This window comes from Nonomuraea sp. 3N208, assembly GCF_052245935.1.
Taxonomy (GTDB): Bacteria; Actinomycetota; Actinomycetes; order Streptosporangiales; family Streptosporangiaceae; genus Nonomuraea.
Genome location: NZ_JBQQBR010000037.1, coordinates 49,784 through 73,017 on the forward strand (window position 1 = coordinate 49,784; position 23,234 = coordinate 73,017).

At 69.2% G+C, this 23,234-nt stretch carries 21 protein-coding genes; 9 read left to right on the forward strand and 12 right to left on the reverse strand.

Annotation, left to right across the window (positions count from 1 at the left end):
• Nucleotides 1-12: 12 nt before the first annotated feature.
• From ACTWPT_RS42865 to ACTWPT_RS42880, 4 genes are all read right to left on the reverse strand, one after another.
• Nucleotides 13-708: a tetratricopeptide repeat protein gene (locus ACTWPT_RS42865; protein WP_443183286.1), complete on the reverse strand. Its 696-nt coding sequence runs from the start codon at nt 706-708 to the stop codon at nt 13-15.
• Between the two features lie 256 nt (nt 709-964).
• The gene (locus ACTWPT_RS42870; RefSeq protein WP_443183287.1) at nt 965-1,357 is read right to left on the reverse strand and encodes a hypothetical protein; all 393 of its coding nucleotides are present in this window, start codon (nt 1,355-1,357) and stop codon (nt 965-967) included.
• A gap of 343 nt (nt 1,358-1,700) precedes the next feature.
• Nucleotides 1,701-5,147 (reverse strand): protein kinase domain-containing protein, encoded by a 3,447-nt coding sequence (locus ACTWPT_RS42875; protein WP_443183288.1) that lies wholly within the window; start codon nt 5,145-5,147, stop codon nt 1,701-1,703.
• Nucleotides 5,148-5,220: 73 nt separating this feature from the next.
• Entirely contained in the window at nt 5,221-5,373 is a 153-nt protein-coding gene (locus tag ACTWPT_RS42880) for a hypothetical protein (RefSeq protein WP_443183289.1), read from the reverse strand.
• Nucleotides 5,374-5,779: 406 nt separating this feature from the next.
• Between ACTWPT_RS42880 and ACTWPT_RS42885 the strand changes: the two genes are divergently transcribed.
• From ACTWPT_RS42885 to ACTWPT_RS42895, 3 genes are all read left to right on the forward strand, one after another.
• The gene (locus tag ACTWPT_RS42885; protein WP_443183366.1) at nt 5,780-9,271 is read left to right on the forward strand and encodes a protein kinase domain-containing protein; all 3,492 of its coding nucleotides are present in this window, start codon (nt 5,780-5,782) and stop codon (nt 9,269-9,271) included.
• A 465-nt stretch (nt 9,272-9,736) separates the two neighbouring features.
• A complete protein-coding gene (locus ACTWPT_RS42890) occupies nt 9,737-10,216 on the forward strand; it encodes a peptidase inhibitor family I36 protein (protein ID WP_397117064.1) in 480 nt (159 codons plus the stop codon).
• A 218-nt stretch (nt 10,217-10,434) separates the two neighbouring features.
• The gene (locus ACTWPT_RS42895; RefSeq protein WP_443183290.1) at nt 10,435-10,617 is read left to right on the forward strand and encodes a hypothetical protein; all 183 of its coding nucleotides are present in this window, start codon (nt 10,435-10,437) and stop codon (nt 10,615-10,617) included.
• 185 nt (nt 10,618-10,802) lie between these two features.
• Here ACTWPT_RS42895 and ACTWPT_RS42900 read toward each other — a convergent pair whose 3' ends face one another.
• From ACTWPT_RS42900 to ACTWPT_RS42915, 4 genes are all read right to left on the reverse strand, one after another.
• Nucleotides 10,803-11,165: a hypothetical protein gene (locus ACTWPT_RS42900; RefSeq protein WP_443183291.1), complete on the reverse strand. Its 363-nt coding sequence runs from the start codon at nt 11,163-11,165 to the stop codon at nt 10,803-10,805.
• Nucleotides 11,158-11,550, reverse strand: a complete 393-nt coding sequence (locus tag ACTWPT_RS42905; RefSeq protein WP_443183292.1) for a hypothetical protein — start codon at nt 11,548-11,550, stop codon at nt 11,158-11,160. The genes ACTWPT_RS42900 and ACTWPT_RS42905 overlap by 8 nt, the downstream gene beginning before the upstream one ends.
• 96 nt (nt 11,551-11,646) lie before the next feature.
• Complete coding sequence (locus tag ACTWPT_RS42910) at nt 11,647-12,942, reverse strand: MFS transporter (protein WP_443183293.1); 1,296 nt, start codon at nt 12,940-12,942, stop codon at nt 11,647-11,649.
• Complete coding sequence (locus ACTWPT_RS42915; RefSeq protein ID WP_443183294.1) at nt 12,935-13,534, reverse strand: helix-turn-helix domain-containing protein; 600 nt, start codon at nt 13,532-13,534, stop codon at nt 12,935-12,937. Before ACTWPT_RS42915 ends, ACTWPT_RS42910 begins: the two co-directional genes overlap by 8 nt.
• 70 nt (nt 13,535-13,604) lie before the next feature.
• On the opposite strand from ACTWPT_RS42915, the gene ACTWPT_RS42920 reads away from it, so the two are divergent.
• On the forward strand, nt 13,605-14,072 hold the full coding sequence (locus ACTWPT_RS42920; RefSeq protein WP_443183295.1) for a substrate-binding domain-containing protein: 468 nt from the start codon (nt 13,605-13,607) through the stop codon (nt 14,070-14,072).
• A 228-nt stretch (nt 14,073-14,300) separates the two neighbouring features.
• On the opposite strand, the gene ACTWPT_RS42925 is transcribed toward ACTWPT_RS42920, so the two are convergent.
• On the reverse strand, nt 14,301-15,062 hold the full coding sequence (locus ACTWPT_RS42925; protein WP_443183296.1) for an SDR family oxidoreductase: 762 nt from the start codon (nt 15,060-15,062) through the stop codon (nt 14,301-14,303).
• Nucleotides 15,059-16,084, reverse strand: a complete 1,026-nt coding sequence (locus ACTWPT_RS42930) for a zinc-dependent alcohol dehydrogenase (RefSeq protein WP_443183297.1) — start codon at nt 16,082-16,084, stop codon at nt 15,059-15,061. Before ACTWPT_RS42930 ends, ACTWPT_RS42925 begins: the two co-directional genes overlap by 4 nt.
• 190 nt (nt 16,085-16,274) lie before the next feature.
• Between ACTWPT_RS42930 and ACTWPT_RS42935 the strand changes: the two genes are divergently transcribed.
• Nucleotides 16,275-17,582 carry an L-fuconate dehydratase gene (locus tag ACTWPT_RS42935; protein ID WP_443183298.1) on the forward strand — a complete coding sequence of 436 codons (1,308 nt, stop codon included), beginning with the start codon at nt 16,275-16,277 and terminating at the stop codon, nt 17,580-17,582.
• On the opposite strand, the gene ACTWPT_RS42940 is transcribed toward ACTWPT_RS42935, so the two are convergent.
• Nucleotides 17,555-18,283, reverse strand: coding sequence for a FadR/GntR family transcriptional regulator (locus ACTWPT_RS42940; protein WP_443183299.1), 729 nt, complete (start codon nt 18,281-18,283; stop codon nt 17,555-17,557). The genes ACTWPT_RS42935 and ACTWPT_RS42940 overlap by 28 nt on opposite strands.
• A 132-nt stretch (nt 18,284-18,415) precedes the next feature.
• Here ACTWPT_RS42940 and ACTWPT_RS42945 point away from each other — a divergent pair, with 132 nt between their 5' ends.
• Together ACTWPT_RS42945 and ACTWPT_RS42950 are read left to right on the forward strand one after the other, a co-directional pair.
• The gene (locus ACTWPT_RS42945) at nt 18,416-18,808 is read left to right on the forward strand and encodes a hypothetical protein (RefSeq protein WP_443183300.1); all 393 of its coding nucleotides are present in this window, start codon (nt 18,416-18,418) and stop codon (nt 18,806-18,808) included.
• 4 nt (nt 18,809-18,812) lie between these two features.
• The gene (locus ACTWPT_RS42950; RefSeq protein ID WP_443183301.1) at nt 18,813-20,012 is read left to right on the forward strand and encodes an aminoglycoside phosphotransferase family protein; all 1,200 of its coding nucleotides are present in this window, start codon (nt 18,813-18,815) and stop codon (nt 20,010-20,012) included.
• Nucleotides 20,013-20,559: 547 nt separating this feature from the next.
• Here the strand turns inward: ACTWPT_RS42950 and ACTWPT_RS42955 are convergent.
• The gene (locus tag ACTWPT_RS42955; RefSeq protein ID WP_127939518.1) at nt 20,560-20,928 is read right to left on the reverse strand and encodes a VOC family protein; all 369 of its coding nucleotides are present in this window, start codon (nt 20,926-20,928) and stop codon (nt 20,560-20,562) included.
• Nucleotides 20,929-21,022: 94 nt separating this feature from the next.
• Between ACTWPT_RS42955 and ACTWPT_RS42960 the strand changes: the two genes are divergently transcribed.
• Both ACTWPT_RS42960 and ACTWPT_RS42965 read left to right on the forward strand, forming a co-directional pair.
• Nucleotides 21,023-21,484, forward strand: a complete 462-nt coding sequence (locus tag ACTWPT_RS42960) for a MarR family winged helix-turn-helix transcriptional regulator (RefSeq protein ID WP_443183302.1) — start codon at nt 21,023-21,025, stop codon at nt 21,482-21,484.
• A 937-nt stretch (nt 21,485-22,421) separates the two neighbouring features.
• A complete protein-coding gene (locus ACTWPT_RS42965) occupies nt 22,422-23,096 on the forward strand; it encodes a hypothetical protein (protein WP_443183303.1) in 675 nt (224 codons plus the stop codon).
• The last annotated feature ends 138 nt before the right edge of the window (nt 23,097-23,234 follow it).

Genomic DNA, 23,234 nt, shown 5'->3' on the forward strand with positions numbered 1-23,234 from the left:
TTGGGGACCTGATCAGGGGCCGTCGCCGGCAGTCGGCCGAGGCGCCGGCCGTGATCGGCGTGCTTGCTCCTCGCGGCCGAGCGCCGAGGTGACGACGTCGAGGCTGGCCAGGCAATGGGCGAGGCCGGCGCGGTGCCGCTCAGGGGAGGCCGCGGCCAGCTCCCGGCAAATGGTGACCGCCTCTTCCGCCAGGGGCAGCGCTTCGGCCGGCAGGCCGCGTTCGGTCAGGGTCACGCCGAGGTCGGCGAGCACCTCTGCGAGGTCGGCCAGGTAACCGTCGGGGGAGGCCGCGGCCAGGCGCCGGTAGAGGGCTACCGCTTCCTGCTCGGCGCTCAGGGCGTCGGCCGGCCGGTCCAGCTCCGCCAGAGTCGTCCCAAGGTTGATGAGGGCATCGGCGAGGTCGGCCAGGTAACCGTCGGGGCAGGCCGCGGCCAGGCGCCGGTAGACAGAGACCGCTTCCTGCTCGGCGTTCAACGCCTCGCCATGCCGGTCGAGCTCGGAGAGGGTCACGCCGAGACTGGTCAGGCAGGTGGCGAGCTCAGACAGGTAGAGCTCGGGGGAGACCGCGGCCAGCCGTCGGTAGATGGCGATGGCCTCTCGCTCTGCGCTCAGGGCATCGGCCGCGCTGGCCAACTCCCCGAGATGCACCCTCTCCATGAGCAGCCGAGCCCGCCTGCTCCCGTCGCCCTCGTCCGGGACCTCCGCCACAGCTCATCTCTCCATCGACATCAGGCAGCAACCGCTGCGGCGCCGCGCTTTCCTGAAAGGCCGTCACGGGCCTGGAGGCGTGACGGCCTTTCAGGCGCGGTGGGTAGGGACGGGATCACAAGACTGGCCGCGACCATCAGCAGTCGCTGAGCCCGATCTGCAAGCAGACCGGGACAGATCACACGTCCGTGTGCCGGCTCCCGGCGGTCGGCAAAGCAGCTGCGGCGGGCTCGCCCACCCCAGCTCATCCGAACCGTCAGATGAAGTCGCGGTGCTCCTCGACGCCGCAGTCCTGCCTCTGGGTGTTCCTGATGGTGCGCAGGTTGTCCTTGCTCATCCAGCCGTGCGTCCCGGTGCCCTTGACGCGGACGTACACCCAGTGCTTGCCGTACTTGTTCCGCGTCCAGCAGTGGAAGTACAGGACCTGGCCCGCGTGGAGCTTGGTGACGTTCCCGCACGCGGCGTACGGAGCGGTCTTGAGGTTGAACGACCCTCGCATGACGCCCCAGCCGTCGTCGACGTTGACCGGACTCGGTCCGCCGCACCCGGGCAGCGTGGCGGCCGACGCCGCGGCCGATCCGCTCAGCAAGGCCGCCCCCATTGCGCCCGCGATCGCCAGCGCCCCGAATGTCTTGACCATGTGCCCCATGCCGTTCCCCCTTCACCTGAACCGATCGATGTCATGGACGATAGGAACTCATGCGTTGAGATTGTGTTGAGGATTTGTTGAGCCCGCTAACCCAGGTCGGTGGCACACGAAGGGCACCCTGACAGGACGGGGTCAGCGCAGCGTTCCTCTCGACCTCTGCGGCGATCTCAGCGCAGGCGGCTTCGCATACGCCGTACAGCGCCACCCGGCGTACATTCTCGCGGTGTTCCTCCAGGCGTATAGACCGTGTGATCCCGTGGGGCTTGCCATGCCGGCTACAGCTCCCTCGGCGCGGCGCCGAGCCTGCGCCGGGCTGCACCGCATCGAGCAAGGTCAAGACAAGCTAAGGGCACAGGTGGAAGGGCTCGATCTCGGGCAGATACGTGCGCCACTCCTCGGCGGTGAGCCCGCGCCCGGCCCGCTCACACACCGTCCCCACCACGCGATGCTCGTCGATGTCGTGCGTGCGGAGCGTCCCGTCGTCCGTCAGGCTGACGAGCTTCCTGCCGTCGGCGGAGAACTCCAGCCAGAGCCCGTTCGTGTTGCCGCCCAGCCCGTCGAACACCACGCCCAGGGGACGTCTGCTCGCCACGTCCCACAGCTTGATGCGCGCGCCGCTCTCGAAGCCGGCGATCATGCTCTTGTCAGGCGACCAGGCGAGTATCTGCGGGTCGCCGTCGGGGGCGTAAGGGAAGGAGCCGAGCCGGGTCTTGAGCTCCCCGTCCCAGAGAGAGATCCCGTCAGGCTGACTGAGCGCGATCCTGCTGCCGTCCGCGGCCACGGCGAAGGTGTCCGCGACGGGCGCGGCCCCCGGGGCGGCGGGCCGGCCCTTCACCGGATCGACGATCCTGACCTCGGGAAACGACATGATCAGCCCGCCGTTCGGCAGGAACTTCATCGGCCCGAGGCCCGAGATCGTGGTGACCCTGGACGACCCGCGCTCCAGATCCAGCAACTCCAGCGGCATTTGGCCGTCGAATCCGGACGGAATGACAGCCACTGTCCGACCATCCCAGCTGAAGACCACCTGGTCGGACGTCGCCGCCCCCTTGGAGGCGAGCCGGTACCGCGCCGTGACCTTGCCCGAGCTGGTGTCGATGACGAGGACCGTCGTGCCTTCGGCGGTGGCCAGCCGCCTGCCGTCGGGGCTGAACGCCATCACGGCTCCGGTGTCGTCCGTCTTGATCGCCGGGACCAGCGGCCGGCCCGACGCCGTGTCCAGCAGGTTCAGGATCCCGGCCCGCTTGACGGCCAGGACCCGTGCCCCGGGGCCTGGATGCAGGTCGTCCAGTGCGTGATCGGTGAGTGAGCGGTCGAAGAGGTGGGCGACGTCGATCGTGTGGACGGTGCCGCTGTCGGTCAGGACGCGCAGTGCCCGGCCCTTGGCGTCGAGGCGGACCTCGCTGACGAAGTCCGGCAGCTCGACTCGCAACACGATCTGCCCATTGGCCCGCCGCCGTACCGCCACCTCTGCCGTCGAAGCCCAGGTGGCGACGAAACGGTCGTCGAAGCTGTAGTCGACGGCCTGCCCCTCCTCGCCGTCGTCGGTCAGCCAGGTGGACCCAATGTCCAGGTGGAACGCGCGCACCCTGGGCCGCTCCGAGCCCGGCACCTCTTCGACGATGGCCAGCTCCTGTGCGTCCTGACTGAACCTGGCCCTGAGGACGCTCCCGGCGCGCGGCAGCCAGGAGGCGCGCACGCGGACGCCGCGGCGCAGGTCCCACAGCTCCGCCCGCTCGCCCGACCCCGTGGCCGCGAACCCGAGGCGGCCGTCTGCGCTGATGGCGGTCAGTGCCGCCCCTGACGGCGCGGTGCGCCGCCGACGGGTGGCGACGTCCCATAACTGCTCGCTCGTCGGACCGACAGGGACGCTCAGCAGGCGCCCAGTCCGGTCGAACTCCAGCCTGCCGAACACGTAGTACTCCCCGGCCTTGGCGGCGAACCAGCCGCCGAGCGGGCGGCCCGCGCCGACGTCCCACAGCCGCACGCCCTTGCGGCCCTGCACGGCCATGACGCGGGCGTCCGGGCTCAGCGCGACCCTGTCCACGTTCTCGTCGACCCCGGAGAACTCACGCAGGCGCCGCCAACTGGAGACGTCCCAGATCTGGGCCCTACCACTCCCGACCGCCACGAGCGTGCGGCCGTCGTGGCTGAGCGACCGCACCTCCGCGTCGGTGATCGAGGCGTCGCCCGAGATGCGTGCCGTGGACTGCGACACGGAGTCGTAGAGCGCGCCGCGCGTCTCCGGCAGTTCCGGGCTCAGCCGCCAGGCCGCGACGCTGAGCAGCCGCGCCAGCTCGGGCTGGACCTCCCTCAGGTCGGCCGCGCGCAGGACCAGTTCCTTGGAACGGGCGTCGTCACGCTGCCGGTTGGACTCCCTGCGCAGGTATTCGGCCGTGCCCAGCCCGCCGAGCGCGGCCACGAGCAGCACGGCCAGGGCGGCCGCGACCAGGTTGCGCCGCCTGGACTGCCTGCGGGCCTGCCGGGAGGCGGCGTCGAGGTATTCGCGTTCGCGCCTGGCCAGCGTGAGGTCCTTGCGCTCGGCGGCGGCCCAGTGGAGCGTCCGGTCCAGGGCCGAGCCGTGCATGAGATCGGCGGGTCTCCTGCCGTGCGACTCCCATTCGGCGGCGGCGTCGGCGAGGCGGCGATGCACGGGCAGTCCCTCGCGGTTGCCCGCCACCCAGTCCCGGAGCCTGGGCCAGGCGTGGAGGAGGCCGGGCCTGGCCAGTTCGTAGGCCGTGCCGGTGCTCGCGACCAGGCCGGCGGCGGCGAACACGGCCAGCATCGCGTCGACGGCCTCCGTCTCCGGCAACTCGTCCCTGGCGACCGGTCTGAGCGTGTCGCCGTCGACCATCCGCAGGAAGACCTCGGGCGTGCTCGCGCGCTCCGCCTCGGTCAGCAGGCCGTAGAGCTCCTCGGCGATCGCGCCCAGGTCGGGCTCGGCCGGGCCGCGCAGTGTTCCCGCCTGCGTGCTGCCCCAAGTGAGCAGGTCGTGGCTCTCGCTCTCGTCCTCACCGACGAGACGCAGCAGGACGTCCTTGGCGGCGGGCCGGGCAGCGGGGTCCGCGGCGAGCGAGGCGGCCACGAGAGGGCCGAGCGGGTCGGGCAGCCCGGCGGTGTCAGGCTCGAAGGCGAGCACGCGGCCGACGACCGCCATCGGCTCGCCCGGCGCGATCGCGTCGCTTCCCCGGGCCGCGAAGAGCACCACCATCGCCCAGGCCCACAGGTCGGCCGCCTCAGTGGCGCCACTCCCGGCGAGCACCTCAGGCGGCATGTAGGCGGGGGTGCCCATGAGCGGCCCGCTCGTCGTCGGCCCGACCTCCCTGGCCACCCCGAAGTCGATCACCCGCGGGCCGTCGGGGCCGAGGATGATGTTGTCAGGCTTGAGATCGCGGTGCACGATCCCTGCCCGATGGATGGCGGTCAGCGCTGTCGCCACGCCGATGGCCAGGCGGCGCAGCCGGTCCCCTCGGTGCGGCCCGGACTCGGTCACGACCTGCCGCAGGTTGGGCCCCGGCACGAACTCGCTGACGATGTACGGGACGGGCACGTCCACCCGGGCCTCGATCACCCGCGCAGTGCAGAACGAGGCCACCCTCTCGGCCGCCGCACCCTCCTTGGCCAGCCTGGCCCGCGCCTGCGCGCTGTCGAACCTGGGCACCTTGACCGCGACCCGCTCACCGTTGTCGCCGTACGCCTCGTAGACCACGCCCTGACCGCCTTCGCCCAGGCGCCCGGCCAGCCAGTAACGCCCGAGGCGGTGCGGGTCGGAGGGGGCCAGAGGCGCCATCAAGATCCTTCCTCCACCAAAGTCGTGTGGTGATATTCCGTACCATGGCCGGAGTCCGCGCGGCGGCTCTGTCTTATGAGAAATATCCCTTGAGACCGTGCCGCTCGATCAGCACCCGCGCGGCACGGGCCAGCGTCCGCGACGCCTTCTCCAGCCCCGGCAGCGTGGCCAGGATCAACGCATTCTCAACAAAATCTCCACACGCCGCAGGCGATGGTGCAGACATCCATCGATCCTTGAAAGGGAGCAGCACATGCGGCAAAAGATCAGTTGAGCGCGCCAGGGGCGCACAACGCGCCTGAGGCGACCGGTGGGCCGCGCCTCAAAGGCCGCCCGCGACACCCAGCATCCGGCTCGGCAGAACGCAGGCCCCGACGACGGGGACGTCGAGCTTTGATCGGGCAGGGGCCGGGCGCCACACGGCCGCCGCCGACACGGCATCCGGTCGCAGCCCTGCCTGCGAGCCTACGAAGCCGGGAACACCGCCCCTTGCTGGAAGTCCTGAACAACAACAAGCCCGCCATGGCGGTGACCATGCCCGTGACCGGTCAGCAGTGAGGATCATGGGGTTCTTCTCCATGGAGGAACCCAATTCCGCTTCGCGGGGTGTTTCGAACAGAATGGCAGACTTGATGGATCCTCTCACTCCTTCTGACCCACGGCGTCTGGGCCGTTACTGGCTTGCAGGCCGGCTCGGCGAGGGCGGCCAGGGCGTCGTCTACGAGGCCTATGGCGAGGAGGGGGAGCGGGTCGCGGTCAAGGTGCCGAGGTTCGACAGCGCCGAGTCGCAGGCCAGGCTGGCCAAGGAGGCGGCGGCGGCTCAGCGGGTGGCCTCGTTCTGCACGGCCAAGGTGATCGAGGCACAGGTCGACTCCGTGCCGTTGTACATCGTCAGCGAGTTCGTGCCCGGGCCCAGCCTGCGGCGGGTGGTTGCGGGGTCGGGGCCGTACGAGCCGGACGCGCTGCGCCGCCTGGCCGTCGGCGCGGCGACCGCGCTGACCGCCATCCACCAGGCCGGCATCGTTCACCGCGATCTCAAACCCGACAACATCATCATGGGCCCTGACGGGCTGCGGGTGATCGATTTCGGCGTGGCACGCGAGGTGGGCCCGACGGCGAGTGGCCCGATCATGGGCACGCCGGGCTACATGCCGCCGGAGGTGTTCGAGGGGCGAACCGCGAACGCGGCGGCCGACCTGTGGGCGTGGGCGATGGTGGTGCTGTTCGCGGCGCGGGGCAAGGACGCGATCGAGGCGGATGAGCCTGTCGCGGTCATCGGGCGGGTGCTGGAGTTCGAGCCAGACGTGCGCGGGCTACCCGAGCCGCTGGGGCCGCTCGTCTCCGCGGCGCTCGCGCGTGATCCCGCGGACCGGCCCGCCGCGGGCGAGGTGTTGCTGAGGCTGCTCGGAGACGGCGCCGGCGACCTGCTCTCCCGCGGCGACACGCTGGCGGGGACGCTCAGGAGCGAGGCCGCCCCAGATCTGGGCGCGATCGCCGAGGAGCTGTACGGCGAGTTGACCGAGGCGGAGCGGGCAAGCGTACCCGAGGTGTTCCTGCGCATGATCGACGGCGACTCGGTCCGGACGGTCGAGAGGGACGAGTTGCCGGACACGCAGGCGGTGGACGGCATGCTCAGCGTCTTCGCCGCCGCGGGCCTGGTCACCACGACCGGCGCCGCGTGCGAACTGGCCGCGCCCGGCCTGCTGCACGCCTGGCCCAGGCTGCGCGACTGGGTGGCGGGCAACCGGGAGGGGCTCCCCCTGCACAGGCGGCTCGCCGACGCCGCCGCGCTGTGGGAGTCACATGGCAGGAAACCGGCCGACCTGCTGCACGGCTCGGCGCTCGACAGGATGCTCCAATGGGCTGCCACCGCACGCAAGGACTTCACGCTGGGGCGGCGCGAACGCGAGTTCCTGGACGCGGCGGCCAGCCAGGCGCGCACGAGGGCCAGGAGGCGCCGCCTGGTCGCGGCCGCCCTGGCCGTGCTGCTCGTGGCCGCGCTCGGCGGGTTCGGCACCGCCGAATACCTGCGCAGGGAGTCGAACAGTCAGCGTGACAACGCGCTGGCGCAGGCGCTCGCGCTGCGCGCCGCCGACCTGCGGAAGAGCGACCCCCAGGCCGCGATGCTGCTGAGCGTGGCCGGCTGGCGGCTGAGCCCGGGACTGCCCGAGGTCCGAGGCGCGCTCTACGACTCGCTCTCGCAGAGCACAACCTCCGTCTTCGCCGACCCCGACTACACGGCCGACACGGTGCAGGCACTCGGCCAGGACGGGCGCACGCTCGTGTCGGTGAGCGGCGGCACGGCCAGGATCTGGGACGTTCCCGGCAAGCGGCGGATCGGCACGCTCTCGGGAGTGGGCACGGGCGTGCTCCATGCCGCGCTCGCCCCCGACGGGCACACCCTGGCCCTCATGGACGGCAAGACCGCACGGCTGTGGGACACGCGGACCGGCCGGCCGCTCGGCGATCCCATCCCGCGCAGGACCGGTGAGCAGTGGGGCGGCGATCTGGAGTTCGACAGGTCCGGGCACTACCTGGCCTTCCCCGGTAGAGCCCTGCAGGAATGGTGGGACGTCGCCACGCGTAAGTGGCTCACCGCCCCCTCAGGAGCCGCGATCAACGCGATCAGCAGGGACGGCCGCTACGGTTACGCGGTCAAGGGCACGACGGCGGAGCTGTGGGACCTTCGCCGTGGCAAGAGGACGCGCATACCGTCAATTCGCCCGGACAGAGGCGTCGTCAACGATGTCGCCTTCAGTGACGACGGCAGGATGCTGGTGACCGTCGAGGTTCTGCCTTCGAACGAGCAGAGCAGGCTGCGCGTGTTCGAGCTGCCGTCCGGGCAGGAGGTGATGGGCGAGGAGGACGAATATGCCACGGATGTGGCCTTCGCCTTCGGCGACGAGTTCATCGCCGCCTGGGCGGGACAGAGCGCGCTGAAGTTACAGCGGCGCTCCAGCTTCACCACGGTGTACCAGCGGGCCATGCCCGACTTCGTCGCCCAACTCCGCTTCGACCTCGCCGGCCGGGCCGTCCGCTTTCTGAGCGACCGCGGCGTCGTCTACACCGAGGACGTTGCGATGGTGTTCGACCGGCCGATCACCTCCGGCGACGGCACTAGCGTGGTGCTGGACCCTTCTGCGCGCGTGCTGACCGAGGTCAACATGGACAGGATCGACGTCAGGGACACGGCGACGGGACGGCCGCTGATCGCGCCGGTCGGCTGGTCGGGCACGGGGGCCGCGACGGCCTTCAGCGCCGACGGCCGCCGCCTCGCCCTGGCCGGCGGCGACAAGATCTCCATCGTGGATCTGGCCAGGCGCGAGGTGTCGGCCAGGCTCAAGCTGACGGGTAACGGCGGGCAGGGCGCGCAGGCCCTGGCGTTCAGCCCGGACGGCCGCACTCTGGCCGTGTCACGTGATGGAGAGCCCGGCCGCGTCGAGCTGTGGGACCTTGAACGGGGATCTGCACGGGCGAAGACCGGGCGCGGTGCGGGCTACGTGGCCTTCCGCCCCGATGGACGGCTGCTGGTGACCGGGAACCCGTTCCAGCTCATCGATCCCGCGATGGGCGCCACCCGCCCTCCCGCGCCAGGGACCGGCCAGCTCGACGGCCCCTTCGCCTTCAGCCCGGACGGCCGTCAGGTGGCCTTCGCCGGCCCGGACCGGCTCACGTTGTGGGACGGCGACGTCAGGACCCGGATCGCCCAGTTCTCCGCGGTGCCGGGCAGCGAGGCCGCCGTGCTCGCCTGGTCACCTGACGGGCGCACGATCGCCTCGTACGAGGAGGGCATGCGCGTGCGGTTGTGGGACGTGCCGAGCCGGCAACCGCTGGGCATCGTCTTCGACGGTAAGCGGAGCCTGAATGAGGTCGGCGTCGGGTGGGTGGCGTTCTCGGCGGACGGCACGAAACTCCACACCGCCGCCGTCGACGGCACCGTGCGCGTGCATGACGTGGACGAGCGGCACGTGGCCGCGACCGTGTGCGCACGCGCGGGCCGTACACTCACCGCCGCTGAATGGTCCCGCCACCTGCCCGGCGTCGAGCCTTTCACGCTGTGCCGATCCGCACAATCGGCAGCCCGCGGGTCCACATCCGGTAGCGAACGCCGTGGTGGGCGCTGAGCGAGCGCCACCAGCGGCGCAAGCGATGTCGAACACGTTCGGAGGGTGGCGAGACAGCCGGGCTCGTGAAGTCCGGGCGGCTCGCTATCACAACGGCAGCTCGTTGTGGCGCGACACGGTGCCGGTGAGGGACGGGGGCGAGGGCTAGCAAGAGCAGCCACGCGAAGAACGCCCCCTGGGTTGAGCCCTTGCGGGGACCCGGCCCACTCCTAACGAGAGCATCACCAGGAGTACTGCGCCCAGCACGACGAGCACAGCCTCAACGGCCAGCGGTACCCGCCGTGCCCATCTCAACTCGGTTGGGTCGCCGGCCATGGACTGCCCGAACAGCACGCCCGCGGCATGCTCCGCGAGGCGCTGGCGTTCCTGTCCGCGGACTGACCCGAGCGGGGTCAACACGCACTCAACACGGGCTCAACATCGGCCTGCCTATCTTCCTGTTCACCACACGAAGAGGGAGACGAAATGAGTTTCATGAGAGTGGCCGCCATCGTCATCGGCGCCGGTGTCATCGCCGGCGGCGCGCTCCCGGCCCAGGCAGCCTCAAGCAGCGCCCGGGTCGACGCCTACATGGCCGCGTTCCCCGGCGGGACGAAGGTCGGCAACAACGAGATCTCGTGGCAGGGCGGCGACGTCCGCGTGGTGCTGGCGGCCACCGCCAAGTCCTGCCCGGCCGGCTACTACTGCGTCTATGAGCACCAGTACTGGCGCGGCGCGATGGGCGCGTGGCGGGCCTCCGCCGCGAACTGCAAGAAGTTCAACTTCACTGCCTACTGGCGGGACAAGGTCTCCTCGTTCTGGGCGCGCGGCGGCTGCGAGGCCGCCACCTACTTCCTGAAGAACAAGAAGAAGTGGCAGCCGGATCAGTTCGAGCCCTTCGAGGGCAAGAAGGCCTGGGTCCGCTTCAACGACAGCTACGACTACGCCGCCCGCGGCTACCTTTAAGCGGTCAGAGCTGGACGCTGAACAGCACGGCGGGCCCGCAACGCGAGCCCGCCGGCCAGCACCACCAGCGAGGAGCCCAGGGTCGCCGCGCCGCCGGCCGGCAACCGCTGGGTGAACAGCCCGGCCGCTGGTGCTGCTGGGCGACCGCATCTTCGACGGTCCGGTCGATCACGTCACGATGGCCAACACCGCCGCCGCCGCCGGAGGGGTTGGGGTCGATGTCGGCGATTGCGGTCTATGAGGTAGTGCGTCGCGGCCGCGCGATCAGTGCTGCGTCACTGCGGTTCAACGGGTACGTGGAACGCCTCGAGGCGAACGGCATCCCCTTCGACAAGCGGCGCGTCGGGATCGCCACGGAGTGGCATCAGTCCGACGGCGCCGTTGCGATGATGTGCCTGTGATCTGTAGTTGGCGGCTGTGAACGATAGATGGCGGACGTCAGTTGGGTCGGCCTGCGCATGTGCCGAAGCACGGTAGTTGTCACATAGGCAGGCTTTATGTCACCCGTGACTGTGCGATCGGATCGGCCAAGCCCGCGGGTGGGTCACGAGCTCGCGCGCATTCCGATCAGTGGGTGCGGTTCTGCTCAGGTCTGCGGGTTCTGGCGGGCTCGTTCCTGGTCGGCCAGGAACTTGTCGAGCAGGTCGAAGAGGACGTCGGTGACTTGGGTCTCCTCTTCCGGAGTGAGGTCCGGTCTGACTCCTGCCTCGCCGAGGGCGATCTGCTGGATCTGGGCCTCCCAGACGAGGTTGGTGCCGACTTGATGGCGGGCCATCAGCCATTCGCGCCAGCCGTCGAGCCCGGGTCCGCCATGTCGGCGAGCAGCTTGGTCGTAGCCGATCAAGAAGGCGGTCACACCCTTCAGCGATGGGCGGCCGATGAACATGCCGGTGCGCCTGGCGAACTGGTTGAAGTATTCGCGCTCGCTCATGTCGGTCAGTTCAGTCATCCTCGGATCCTCTCCGGCGAACTCCAGTGCAGGCTATGACCTTGGTGGTGTCCGGTGTGAGAAACAGGATGTAGGTCCAGGTTCGGTCGGCTGAGGTGATGGAGCGGAGCCGGATTGGGGATTGATCGAGGCTGTTGAGAGTGTCGACCGTCTGCTGAAGGGCCCGGGTTTGGGCACCTTGTTTCGTGGTGAGGCGGAGCCGTCGCCTGTAGGTCGTGGCCAGTTCGGACGCTGGCACGTCTCCGTCCCAGATGGTGACCTGGCCGTTGTCGGCGAGAGCGGCGCGGGCCGCTCTGCATGCTCCTGTTGCTGTGTCGAGGAGCATGAGGAGTTCGTCTCGGTTCAGCGGTTGCTCCACTGGTAAAAGGGTGTCTTCGAACTCCATATGTGATCTTGAGGAACCGAGAGATCGGTTCGAGATCAGAGAAGACGTTAGATAGCGAATCGCGAAGAGGGCGGTATAAGCACACGTCATCGCGGGTCAATGGGTATGACGTTCTGATTTCACCGCGACGAGCAGTCCCGCCGTAATCAGCCCGCCGGCGTGCAGGCAGAGCGTTGGGACAATGCCGAGCCGTTCGCCGAGCACGCCCGCCAGCGCCATCCCGAGCAGCGACGTGGCGGCCTGTGCGCTGATGAGGAGCCCGAAGACCGCGCCTAACCGGTCGCCGCTGGTGGCCGTTTGGGCGAATGTGGTGAGTCCCGCCATCGCTGCCGCGGCCGGTAGCCCGGCCAGGGCGATCAGCGCGATGGCCGGCCATAGCTCATGCGTCAGGAGTGGGTAGGCGAACAGCGCCAGGTCGGCCAAGCCGAAGACGACCGTTCCCCATCCGAACAGCGCTCGCGGGGTGGCGTTCCCCGGGCGGGCGGCGATCGCCAGACCGCCGACGATCCCGCCGACTGCCTGCGCCGACAGGAACAGCCCGTAGGCGTCCCCTTTTCCGCCGAGCACGTTGGCCACGAACGGCGCCGCGAGCGTCGCGAAGATGCCCTCGCCCAGCCCTGTGATCACCATGTATGCCAACAGCAGGCGCACGCCGCGGTTCGTTCTGGCCAGCCGCAGCCCGGAGACCCATTGCCCGCCCATTGTCGTCGCGGCCGTGGCGCGTCGAGCCGGCGTCCGCAGGCGTGCCAGTAGGAGTGCGGAGATCAGGAAGCCGGCCACGCCGATCCAGACGACGGCAGCCAGCCCGCCCGCGCCGACCGCGACCCCGCCCGCCAGCGCTCCCAGCAGTCTGGCGGCCTGGCCGGTCTGCCCGTGTAATGCGTTGGCCCTGACGAGCTGCGAGGCGGCCACGATCTGTGGCACGAGGGCTTTCTGGGCGGGGAACAGGACTGTGCTGAGCACGCCTGTCCACAAGGCGACGGCGTAGACGATCCACACCTGGCCCGGTTCACGTACTGCCAGGAGAGGCAGCAGCCCCAGCGCGAGCAGCACGTCCGTGATCGCCAGCAGCCTGCGGCGGTCCAATCGGTCGGCGAGCACGCCCGCCAGTGAGCCGAGCAGGACGTCCGGTAACCGGGCGGCCAGCAGCATGGTGGCGCTGGACAGTGTGGATCCGGTGAGTACGTAGACGTGGTAGGCCAGGCCGGTGCTGATGACCCAGTCGCCGGTCTGGGAGATCAGCCCGGCCGTGAGTAGTCGCCGGTAGTCCTGATTCTTCCCGAGGAGGCTCCGGATCCCGCCCGGCGCCTCCTCGGTCGACTTCGCCAGAGCGCTCGTGGCCTCCCCCGCCGGTTCCTCTCCCGGCAAGGTGGCGTCCCTGGTGTCAGTCACCGGTGCCGGTGGTCGGGAGCGGAACCAGGAGCGTGGCCAGCAGGACGGGCCGGGCCCCCTCCGGCCGCTCGGACGGGTCGGCGATCCGCGCCATCAGTGGCTCCAGCAGCCGATTGAACGCGGCGTCGAACGAGGCGAGTTCGTCGGGTGTGACGTAGAGGTAGGAGCTGCCGATCCCGCCGATCTTCCGCCACGCGTCCGGCTCGGCCGTGCGGCGCTCCTGCCATTCGGCCAGTCGTGACAGCGCTCGTTCGGCGATGACCTGTTCCAGCAGGCCGCGGGCGGCCGAGGTCTCGGGGGTGGACTCGGCGTCGGACCACTCCTGGGTCAGTGATGTCGCCTTCCACGGCCGTTCCCGCTCGTCGCGTGCCTCGGCCTGCTCCACGAAGCCGTACTTGGCGAGTTGCCGCAGGTGGTAGGAGGCCAGTGCCTGGCTGACGCCGACCTCGCGGGCGGCGTCCGCGGCGGTTGTGGCGCCGGCCCGCATCAGCAGCTCGTGCAGTGCCAGGCGGACGGGATGGGCGAATGCCCGCATGGCGGCCGGGTCGTCGAGTACCCGTCGTGGCCGCTTCCTCCAGGATTCCAAAGACATGCTTGGAATCCTGGGTCAATCACGATCAGATGTCAAGGAAACCTTTGGAATGTGATGCAGACCGATCAAGGTGTGTTTGTTGCGCAGATACACATGCGGATCAGGCTGCCTGGGCTGGGTCAGGCTGACGCTTGGTCCATGCCCGGCCTGCTTGCCTCCGGGTCAGTCGCCGGCTCATGAGCGTGATTGCCGCAGCCCCTCCGGTGACAACTACCGTGCTTCGGCTCAGATGACTCGGCTGCTCGATTCCCGCGTCCCCATCGACGGCGTGTTCTGCTTCAACGACACACTCGCCTTCGGGGCACTGCACATCCTCGCTTCGCGCGGCATTCGAGTCCCTGAGGACATCGTGGTCGGCTTCGACAACGTCACCGGTTCCGCGTACTCCAACCCGAGCCTCACCACCATCGACCCGGGCTGCCGGCAGATCGCCGAAACAGCCATCGACCTGCTCGCCCAGCGTATCCAGGACGGCCCGGCCGAGCACCCGACCGAGGCCGTCACGGACTACTCGCTTGTCGTCCGCCGCAGCGCCTGACCTCTTCGGATCGTCCCGCAACCGCACCGGCGTCCCCAGCTCGTCCAGCAGCGTGGAGTGGCCGTGCCGCATCCTGTGCGGTGTCCAATCCTTGACCAGCAGCCGCGACGCCACCGGCCCGTCGACGGCCTGGCGGGGCGGCCGCACGAACCGGTCCAGGATCTCCTTGCGCGTGAGATCCTCCGCGACCGCTCGACGGGTTCGCCGCCGAGCAACGCGGCGTGGACGTCAGCGGGCGAGCCAGCCACCGTCCACGGGCAGCACGACGCCGGAAATGTAGTCGGAGGCGCGGCTCGCCAGAAACACCGCGGCACCGCCGAGGTCGCTCGCCGACCCCCATCGCCCGGCCGGGATGCGCTCCAGAAGGGATCTGCTGCGTTCGGGGTCGTCTCGGAGCGCCTGCGTGTTGTCCGTGGCGATGTAGCCGGGGGCGATGGCGTTGACGTTCACGCCCTTCGGCATCCACTCGTTGGCCAGCGCCTTCGTCAGCCCCGCGAGCGCCGACTTGGAAGCGGTGTAGCCGGGCACGTTGATGCCGCCCTGGAAGCTCAGCAGCGACGCGATAAAGATGATCTTGCCGTGGCCTCGCTCGATCATCGACCGGCCGACGGCCTGGCTGAGCACGAACTGGCTGTTGAGGTTGGTCTCGATGACCCGGTCCCACAGCTCGATCGGGTGCTGGGCGGCGGGCTCCCGCTCGATGGTGCCCGCGTTGTTCACCAGGATGTCGACACCGAGCCCCTCGAGGTGGGCGGCGAGCGCGCTGACGGCCGCCCGGTCGGAGAAGTCGGCCTGGAGCGGCGTGAAAGTCCGTCCCGCCGCTTCCACGCGGCGCGCCGCCTCGCTGCCCGACGGCTCCATGGCCGCGCTGACACCGATGATGTCGGCGCCCGCCCTGGCCAGCGCCTCGGCGATGGCCAGGCCGATGCCGCGGCGTGCGCCCGTCACGACGGCCGTGCTCCCGGTCAGGTCGAAGAGTTCGCGGCTCATGCCGTACCCCCAGAGACGTTCACGAGGATCTTCATGGCCCGCCCCGACTCCAGGGCGGCGAAGGCGTCCGCCGTCCCGGTGATCGGCACGATCTCGGTGATCAGCTCGCCGGCCGGGATCACCCCCGTGGCGAGCAACTCGACGGCGCGTTCGAAGTCGGCGCGCTGGTAGACGCGCGCGCCCAGCAGGCGCAGCTCGCGCCAGAAGAGGCGTTGCAGGTCGACCGGCCGCGGCTGTGGATGGATGGCCACTACGACGACCGTGCCCCGTACCTTCACCAGGTCCGTCACGCCCAGGACTGCGGCCGCCGCGCCGGACACCTCGAACGCCACGTCCGCGCCGGCTCCCTGAGTCCATTCCTCGACCCATGCGACCTGGTCGGTGGCCGAGGGATCGAGCACGCGGAACCCCATGGCCACGGCGGCCTGTCTGCGTCGCGGGTCTATCTCGACGACCACGACGTCCGCGCCCTCGTGCCTGGCGACCGCGGCGATGAGCACGCCGATGGGGCCGCCGCCGACGACCACCGCGCGATCGCCCGGCACGAGCTCGGCTCGCCGTACGTCGTGGACGGCGACCGCCACGGGCTCGACCAGGGCCGCGTGGTCCAGGCGGAGGGTCTTGGGCAGGGGGACCAGGAGATCGGCGTCGACGTTCCACAGGCCCTGGAGCGCGCCGGGGGAGTCGATGCCGACGAAGGTGAGGTTCTGGCAGATGTGCTGGTTGCCCGCACGGCACGCGGGACAGGAGCCGTCCCAGTCCAGCGGCATGACGGTGACGTGGTCGCCGGCGGCCCACCCGGCAACTCCGTCGCCCACGGCGGCGATGACTCCGCTCATCTCGTGGCCGATGATGGCGGGCGGCTTGACCCTGGCGTCCATGTGTCCGTGGAGGATGTGCAGGTCCGTGCCGCAGATTCCGGTGTACGCGACCTCGATCTGCACCTGGCCGGCCCTCGGGGGCGACGGATCCGCCTCACGGATGCCGATCTGCTGATTCCCCAGGTAATTGGCGGTTAGCACCGTTCGGGCTCCCATCGCTCTGGTGTTCCGGCAGCAGCATACACAACAGACATCAGATGAAAGATGGGCTTCTCATGGGGTTTGCCGGTATGTCTCCAGCGCTACAGGGGTATTCATCAGATGTATTCTGGCAACGGCTGATCTGATGTCACAGATTGTGACGTACCGTACGAGCTCCGCTGGAGAGTGAATGACCGCGATCATCAGCGTGGACGCCTTCGACGTACGCTTCCCGACGTCGCTGAGCCTGGACGGCTCCGACGCGATGAACAAGGACGGCGACTACTCGGCCGCCTACGTCGTGATCAGGACCGACGACCCGGATCTGTCCGGCTTCGGCTTCACGTTCACGATCGGCAGAGGCAACGACATCTGCGTGCTCGCCGCCAAGCAGCGTGGCCTACCCCTGGTCGGCATGGCCGTGGAGGACGTGGTGGCGGACCTGGGCGGCGTCTACCGCCACCTCAAGTCCGACTCGCAACTGCGCTGGCTGGGGCCGGAGAAGGGCGTCGAACACCTCGCCATGGCCGCCGTCATGAACGCCGTGTGGGATCTGGCGGCCCGCGTCGCCGGCAAGCCGCTGTGGCGGTTGCTGACCGACATGACCTCGGAGGAGCTGGCCGACGTCGCCGACCTGTCGTACCTGTCGGACGTGCTCACCCGCGACGAGGCGGTAGAGCTGCTGAAGGAGCTGGAGCCGACCCGCGCCGACCGCGTCGCCGAGCTGGCCGAGACCGGCTACCCGTGCTACACGACCAGCGCGGGCTGGCTCGGATACTCCGACGAGAAGCTGCGGCGGCTGTGCCAGGAAGCCGTCGAGGCCGGATACAAGCATGTGAAGCTGAAGGTCGGCGCCAGCCTCGACGACGACATCCGCCGGTTGCGCATCGCCCGCGAGGTCATCGGCTCCGACGCCAGCCTGATGATCGACGCCAACCAGGTCTGGGACGTGCCGCAGGCGATCGAGTGGGTACGCGCGCTCGCGGAGTTCGAGCCGCTGTGGATCGAGGAGCCCACCAGTCCCGACGACATCCTCGGCCACGCCGCGATCCGCAAGGCCGTCACGCCCATCGGAGTGGCCACCGGCGAGCACGGGATGAATCGGGTCCTGTTCAAGCAGATGTTCCAGGCCGAGGCCATCGATTTCTGCCAGCTCGACTCGGCCAGGCTCGCCAGCGTCAACGAGATTCTCGCGGTCTATCTGATGGCCAAGAAGTTCGGCGTGCCGGTGTGCCCGCACGCGGGCGGCGTCGGCCTCTGCGAGCTGGTGCAGCACCTGTCGATCTTCGACTACGTCGCCGTGTCGGGCTCGCTCGAGGGCAGGGTGACGGAATACGTCGACCACCTGCACGAGCACTTCGTCGACCCGTGCGTCGTCAAGAACGGCGCCTACATGCTGCCGGCCCGCCCCGGCTACAGCGCCCAGATGTACGACGCCACGCTGGCGACGTTCTCCTTCCCCGACGGCGACTACTGGACCAGGGCCACGGAGTCCTGATTCGCCGACAGGTACTGCTCCACGGCGAGCAGGTGCACACCCATCCGCAGCCGGGCCGCATCGGGATCCCGTGTCCTGAGCGCCTGGAGGATGGCCTGATGCTCCTTGTGGGTGTCGAACTCGGCCCCCTCGGCGTTGATGGCCCGCCACAGGCGTGCCCGTACCGTACGGCTGGCCAGCGCCTCGATCAGCGCTACCAGGGTCGTGTTGTGTGACGCCGCGGCGATGAGGCGATGGAACGTGATGTCGGCGTTCATGACCGCCTCGTGGTCGATCGGCTCGGCCTGGAGCAGTAGCTCCATGGACGCCAGGATCTGCTCGGCCCGGTCGAGCTCCTCGTCGGTGATGCGCAGCGCGGCCCGCCCCACGGCCTCGGTCTCCAGCACCCGCCGCACGGACTGCAGGTCGGCGACGTTCTCCGGCCGGTGCAGGTCGACCAGGAAACCGATCGGGCTCAGCAGTATCCCCGGGTCGAGCGCGGTCACGTAAGTGCCGTCGCCCTGCCGGGTCTCCAGCACTCCGGTGATGACCAGCGCGCGGACCCCTTCGCGGAGCGAGCTGCGTGACACGCCGAGCTGGGCGGCCAGGTCCTTCTCCACGGGAAGGCGGGATCCCGCCGACAGCGCGCCGTTGATGATCATGCGCTTGATGCCCTCGACCACGATGTCGGATTGCGATGCGCGCGGCTCGCGGGTAGTCATCTGACCAGTTTAAAGCCAACGTCGAGGCGCACGGCCGTATCACAGGGTCAATCATCAGATCAATCGTGCAGGCGATTGCCGATGTCTCCCCCAGATGCCCGGAGAACCTCGACTTAACACGACATTCATCAGATGATTCCGGAAAGCCGTCCGGGTTCGTCACGCCATTCGTCAGGGCTTCCCGGCGGCTGCTCCCCGCACGAAGGAGGGTGTCGCGATGACGCAAGCGCATCCCCAACCGGTCAGGTCACGCACGGGACGACCAGGATCCGATGGACGATCATCTGGCTGGCGTTCGCCGGGCTGTCGATCAATTACCTCGACCGTGCGAGTCTCAGCGTCGCGCTGCCGTTCATGGGGGAGGATTTCCAACTGACCGCGATGCAACAGGGGCTGGTCTTCGCGGCGTTCTTCTGGGCCTACGACGCCAGATCCCGAACGGGTGTAGGTGTGGCGGGCGACCATGGAGCTCGCCGCACCGGCCGGATATTCCGTGGCGGCCGTCGCGGGGGGCGCTCAGACTGAGCGGATGGACAGGACAGTCAGCGCATGGATCACATCGGGTGACGATCGACTCGGTGTCATCGGCCCGTTCGCGGTGGATGTGCCGTGGTGGGCGGATGTGGAGCCGGTCGTCGCGCACCTGCGCCAGGCGCTCGGCGTGGACGTAGTTGTGCTGCGCCTGTTGGACGTGGACGGCGGCGAAGGCGCCCGCGATGGTCATGTGACCTATCACGTCGAAGCGCTGGAGCGGCCCGCGCCCGGGCGGCTGCGGGCCCCGCTGCCCGCCGATCATGCGGTGCTGGACAGGCCCGAGCGGCTGCGGGCGCCGTGGGCGCGGATCGACGGGCTGCGGGAGCTGCTCGGCTGGGCGGCGGACGCGCTGAGCACGGCCGGGCGACCGCTGACGGGGTCGATCCAGCAACGCAGGACCTGGAATCTGGCCGGGCTGTTCCTCCTGCCCACCGCCCAAGGGCCGGTATGGCTGAAGGCCACGCCGCACTTCGCCACCGACGAGGCCGCCGTCATCGGCGCGTTCGCGGCCCTGGACCCGGGCCTGGTTCCCACGGTCGTGGCGTCGGGACCGCGGCGGGTCCTGCTGGAGCACCTTCCCGGCGAGGACTGCTGGGACGCCCCCGTCGAGATCATCCATAGCGCCGTGACGCGACTGGTCGCCGCTCAGGCCCGCCTGGCACGCGCGTTTCCGCCCGGGTTGCCGGACCGGCGCGGACCCGTCGTCGCCGACCAGGTCCGCGATCTGCTCGCCGGTGACGTGGGCCGCGAGCTGACCGCCGAGGAGCTGGCGGGAGCGTACGAGCTGGTCGAACGGTGGCCCATGCTGGCCGAGTGCGGACTGCCCGACACGATCGTGCACGGCGACTTCCACCCGGGAAACTGGCGCAGCGACGGCGGCCCGCCGGCTGTGGTGGACTTCGCTGACGCGCACCTCGGCAACCCGGTGCTGGACGGAATACGCGCCCGTGACTGGCTGCCCCCCGCCAAACGACCCGCCGCTGCCAAGGCCTGGATCGAGGCCTGGTCCGCCCACGTGCCCGGCTGCGATCCGGCTCTGGCACTCGCGATCGCCGAACCGCTGTCCCACCTGGTCTACGCCGTCCGCTACCAGGAGTTCCTGGACGGCATCGAACCGTCGGAGCGGATCTACCACCTCGGCGACCCGGCCACCAGCATCCGCGCCGCCCTGCGTTCCGTCGTGATCACGGATTGACGATCTGATCGACGGCCGTGCCTGGGCGGGGAGCCGGATCCACCGGACGACTGGGACGGCGGCCGCTACTTCCCCTTCTCCACCACCGCCACGCTGCGGCCCGAGCACTCGCCCGAAGCGCGCCTGGCAGGCCCGACTCGAGCCGGCTGAACCAACCGCCGCTGGAAGAGCCGGAACCCGGCACATACCTGAAGTTTCTATGAGAAGAACCTTTTCAGGTGCGGGTGAGCGCTGCTCTGTAGATCGGGGCGCCTCGACTACACGCCGCCTTGCATCCCGGATGCCAATCGCATCCCGCCTGTCTAAGTCTTCAGGCTATCGGTGGGTCCGTCTACGCCGTCGGCAGCGTCCCCCGCTGGGCAACTGGTCGGTGGCCGGCGTGGTCAAGCTCTCCCCCAACGCCTACCCGACCTGCACCGGGACGATCGGCAAGCTCCCGCCGAACGTCCCGGTGCCGAACGCGGCAAGCGAGGCCACAGGGGCTCGGTTCTCCTCGTCGGGCTCGCCGTCCTCTTCCTATTGTTGCGCTGTTCGACGTTTCGCCTTCTTACCCTCCGTGCACCGTGAGGGCGTAGCCCTCGGGACCGAGGAAGGTGAACATCCGGCCGAAGGGGCCGTCCTGCGGCGCGCTGAGGATGGGCACGCCCGCGGCGGCGAGCCGGTCGTGCAGGGCCTGGGCGTCGTCGGCGGCCAGCCACAGTGCCACGCCGAGGCCGGGCCGTCCGCTGTCGAGGTCGACGCCGGGCAGCGGCTCGCGGACGGCGAACGGGATCGGCCGGGTAGCGAACACCACGGCGTGCGGGGGTGCGGCCGGGGCCCGGACCAGGCCGAGGTGCTGCTCGAAGAAGGCGGCGGCCGCCTCAAGGTCGCGTACCTGCAGTGCGAGGAAGTCGGGGCCGGTGACGGTGGCGGTCATGAAGTGCTCCTGGGTGGGAAATCCGCATCCTGATGTCAGAACTTTGACATAGGTCACGGTATGTCCAGCCCGCCGCCTATGTCAAAATGTTGACATGACAGAGAAGGGGAAGCCCGTCCCTCCCCACGCGGCCGGGGACGTCACCGAGCACGTGGGATACCGGCTCAAGCGGGCTGCCGCGGCGCTGCGCGGGGCGATGGACAAGGCGCTGCGTGAGCACGGCCTGACCGTGCCGCAGTACGCCTGCCTGGAACTGCTGGACGAGCGCCCGGGAATCTCCGGCTCGGAGCTGGCCCGGGGGACCTTCGTCACCCGGCAGTCCTCCAGCGTCGTGCTGCGCGGTCTGCAGGACGGCGGCCTGGTCACCCGCCCCGCCACCGCCGACCACGGCCGGGCCCTGCCGGTGCACCTCACCGACGAGGGGCTGCGCCACCTGACGGCGGCACGCGCCGCGGTCTACGACATCGAGCGGCGCATGATCGGCGCGATCCCAGCCCGCCGCCTGGACGCCCTGCTGGCCGACCTCGACCGCATGGCCGCCGCCCTCGACGAATGACCGCACCCCACGGCTGCGGCGGGGTCAGCCGGCCTTGGCGGCGGACTCGGCCTCGGAGTCCTTGATCCCGAGGTTTTGGCCTGCGGCGCGCCGCCGCACGGACCTCCGCCCGCTGTCCCGGGCGTGCGGCTTGGGGCCGATCCCCGCCGGCGGTGGGACACCGGGCCACCCGCCGCACACCGGCCTCGCCGCGCCTCGTCTCATGTCACACAGGTGTGTACGGCGTCCAGGTGATGACGAATGCGGCAACCAGCAGGAGCGGAAAGACTTGCACCAACGCGATGTCCCTTCGGCGACGCCTCCACGCCACAGCAGCACCCGCCAACAGAATCAAGGCCACGACCGCCGATGACGTGTAAGCAGCAGCGGAACGGAAATTCATTTCCGCCAGCCATTCTGCGGAAGTCGGGTCTCCTCGCCCGTCACACCACACTGGCTCCATCACAGAGCTCCCCCGAAGGTGAACACTGCTTTTAACCCACCCCGCCATCAATAGAAGGAGTAGGTCTCCGACCAGCACCGCGCTGACAGACAAAACTCGCTTGGTCGCTGAAACTCCCCCGGCTTCTTGATCCCTCACCCTTCGATCGTACGAAAGCCACGACCCAGGCAGAGCCCAAGCAGACCGGCTCCTCTGGCACAGGCCCGTCTGTGATTCGCAGGGCAACCGATGATCGAGGTACGGCGGCCGGTGAACGTACACACGAAGATGGGCTGCGCCCTATCGCCCAGCGGGGCGGATCTTGCTAACGGGGTTGCTGACAACGTTCCTGGACGCCGAGATCGGCGTACCGAGCGCGTGATTGCTAGGCATGCTGCCGCGGGCAGTCGTGTGGGTCGGCGGCATGCACGCACGGTCCTCTCCTTCAATCTTCACCAGCACAGGATGCGAGAACAAGACTGTTTCCAGCTGCTCGATTTTGCGAGACTGCCAGGGATGACAATCCTGAACCAACATGACTCTGCCGATTTCATCCGTCGGCTCGCGCATGTCCGCTGGATCGCTGGAGGCACCGGCGCGGGCAAGAGCACCCTGAGCCGGGCCTTGGCCGAACGGTATGACGTGTTCGTGTATGACGGCGATCTGGCCGAACATCGCTACATCCAGCGGCGTACCCCACAGAGACAGCCCTATCTGTGCGCATTGCTTCAAACGCCCCTGGAACACAGATGGACGGGTCGCACACCAGAGGAGATCTTCCAGGCCATGCCCAGTCTGCACGGCGAGACATTCGGGTTCGTCATCGAAGACCTGCTCACCCTGCCAATCGACCGACCCGTGCTGGTCGACGATTTCCGTACCTTGCCTGCGCACGTCGCGCCGTGGCTGACGTGGCGTGAGCAAGCCGTATTTCTGCTGCCAACACCCGAATTCCGTCGCCATACCTTGGGAACCCGATTCGCTGACCCAGCCCGAGCACGAGCCAACTGGGGAAACAGCGACCACGCCGAAGCGATGGTGAAGCGGCTGGCCCGCGACGAGCTCTGGGACGAGGAGGTGCGACGCCAAGCTCTCAAGCAGGACTTGCCGGTCCTGGATGTCGATGGCTCTCAAGACGTCGCTGAGTTGGCCGGCGAACTGGCTGCGATGTTTCTCCTGGCAGAAAACTGATCGTGCACACTTCGGCGTTGCGCCGCTCGCTCCGCTGTCACGCGCGTGCCGCGCGTTCGCCGTTCATCGCGGGGACGCTGAGGCTGAGAACCTGCCCTTCGCCGGAGATGCCTTATTGCTGGATCATTCGGCCGGAGC

Bases quoted from the DNA above. Each gene is read 5' to 3' on its own strand.
- ACTWPT_RS42950 (WP_443183301.1), top strand. From the start codon at position 18,813: ATGGACAGGACAGTCAGCGCATGGATCACATCGGGTGACGATCGACTC.
- ACTWPT_RS42915 (WP_443183294.1), bottom strand. From the start codon at position 13,534: ATGTCTTTGGAATCCTGGAGGAAGCGGCCACGACGGGTACTCGACGAC.
- ACTWPT_RS42880 (WP_443183289.1), bottom strand. From the start codon at position 5,373: ATGTCTGCACCATCGCCTGCGGCGTGTGGAGATTTTGTTGAGAATGCG.
- ACTWPT_RS42940 (WP_443183299.1), bottom strand. From the start codon at position 18,283: ATGACTACCCGCGAGCCGCGCGCATCGCAATCCGACATCGTGGTCGAG.
- ACTWPT_RS42885 (WP_443183366.1), top strand. From the start codon at position 5,780: ATGGATCCTCTCACTCCTTCTGACCCACGGCGTCTGGGCCGTTACTGG.
- ACTWPT_RS42895 (WP_443183290.1), top strand. From the start codon at position 10,435: ATGTCGGCGATTGCGGTCTATGAGGTAGTGCGTCGCGGCCGCGCGATC.
- ACTWPT_RS42960 (WP_443183302.1), top strand. From the start codon at position 21,023: ATGACAGAGAAGGGGAAGCCCGTCCCTCCCCACGCGGCCGGGGACGTC.
- ACTWPT_RS42870 (WP_443183287.1), bottom strand. From the start codon at position 1,357: ATGGGGCACATGGTCAAGACATTCGGGGCGCTGGCGATCGCGGGCGCA.
- ACTWPT_RS42900 (WP_443183291.1), bottom strand. From the start codon at position 11,165: ATGACTGAACTGACCGACATGAGCGAGCGCGAATACTTCAACCAGTTC.
- ACTWPT_RS42955 (WP_127939518.1), bottom strand. From the start codon at position 20,928: ATGACCGCCACCGTCACCGGCCCCGACTTCCTCGCACTGCAGGTACGC.
- ACTWPT_RS42875 (WP_443183288.1), bottom strand. From the start codon at position 5,147: ATGGCGCCTCTGGCCCCCTCCGACCCGCACCGCCTCGGGCGTTACTGG.
- ACTWPT_RS42965 (WP_443183303.1), top strand. From the start codon at position 22,422: ATGACAATCCTGAACCAACATGACTCTGCCGATTTCATCCGTCGGCTC.
- ACTWPT_RS42890 (WP_397117064.1), top strand. From the start codon at position 9,737: ATGAGTTTCATGAGAGTGGCCGCCATCGTCATCGGCGCCGGTGTCATC.
- ACTWPT_RS42905 (WP_443183292.1), bottom strand. From the start codon at position 11,550: ATGGAGTTCGAAGACACCCTTTTACCAGTGGAGCAACCGCTGAACCGA.
- ACTWPT_RS42935 (WP_443183298.1), top strand. From the start codon at position 16,275: ATGACCGCGATCATCAGCGTGGACGCCTTCGACGTACGCTTCCCGACG.
- ACTWPT_RS42945 (WP_443183300.1), top strand. From the start codon at position 18,416: ATGATTCCGGAAAGCCGTCCGGGTTCGTCACGCCATTCGTCAGGGCTT.
- ACTWPT_RS42925 (WP_443183296.1), bottom strand. From the start codon at position 15,062: ATGAGCCGCGAACTCTTCGACCTGACCGGGAGCACGGCCGTCGTGACG.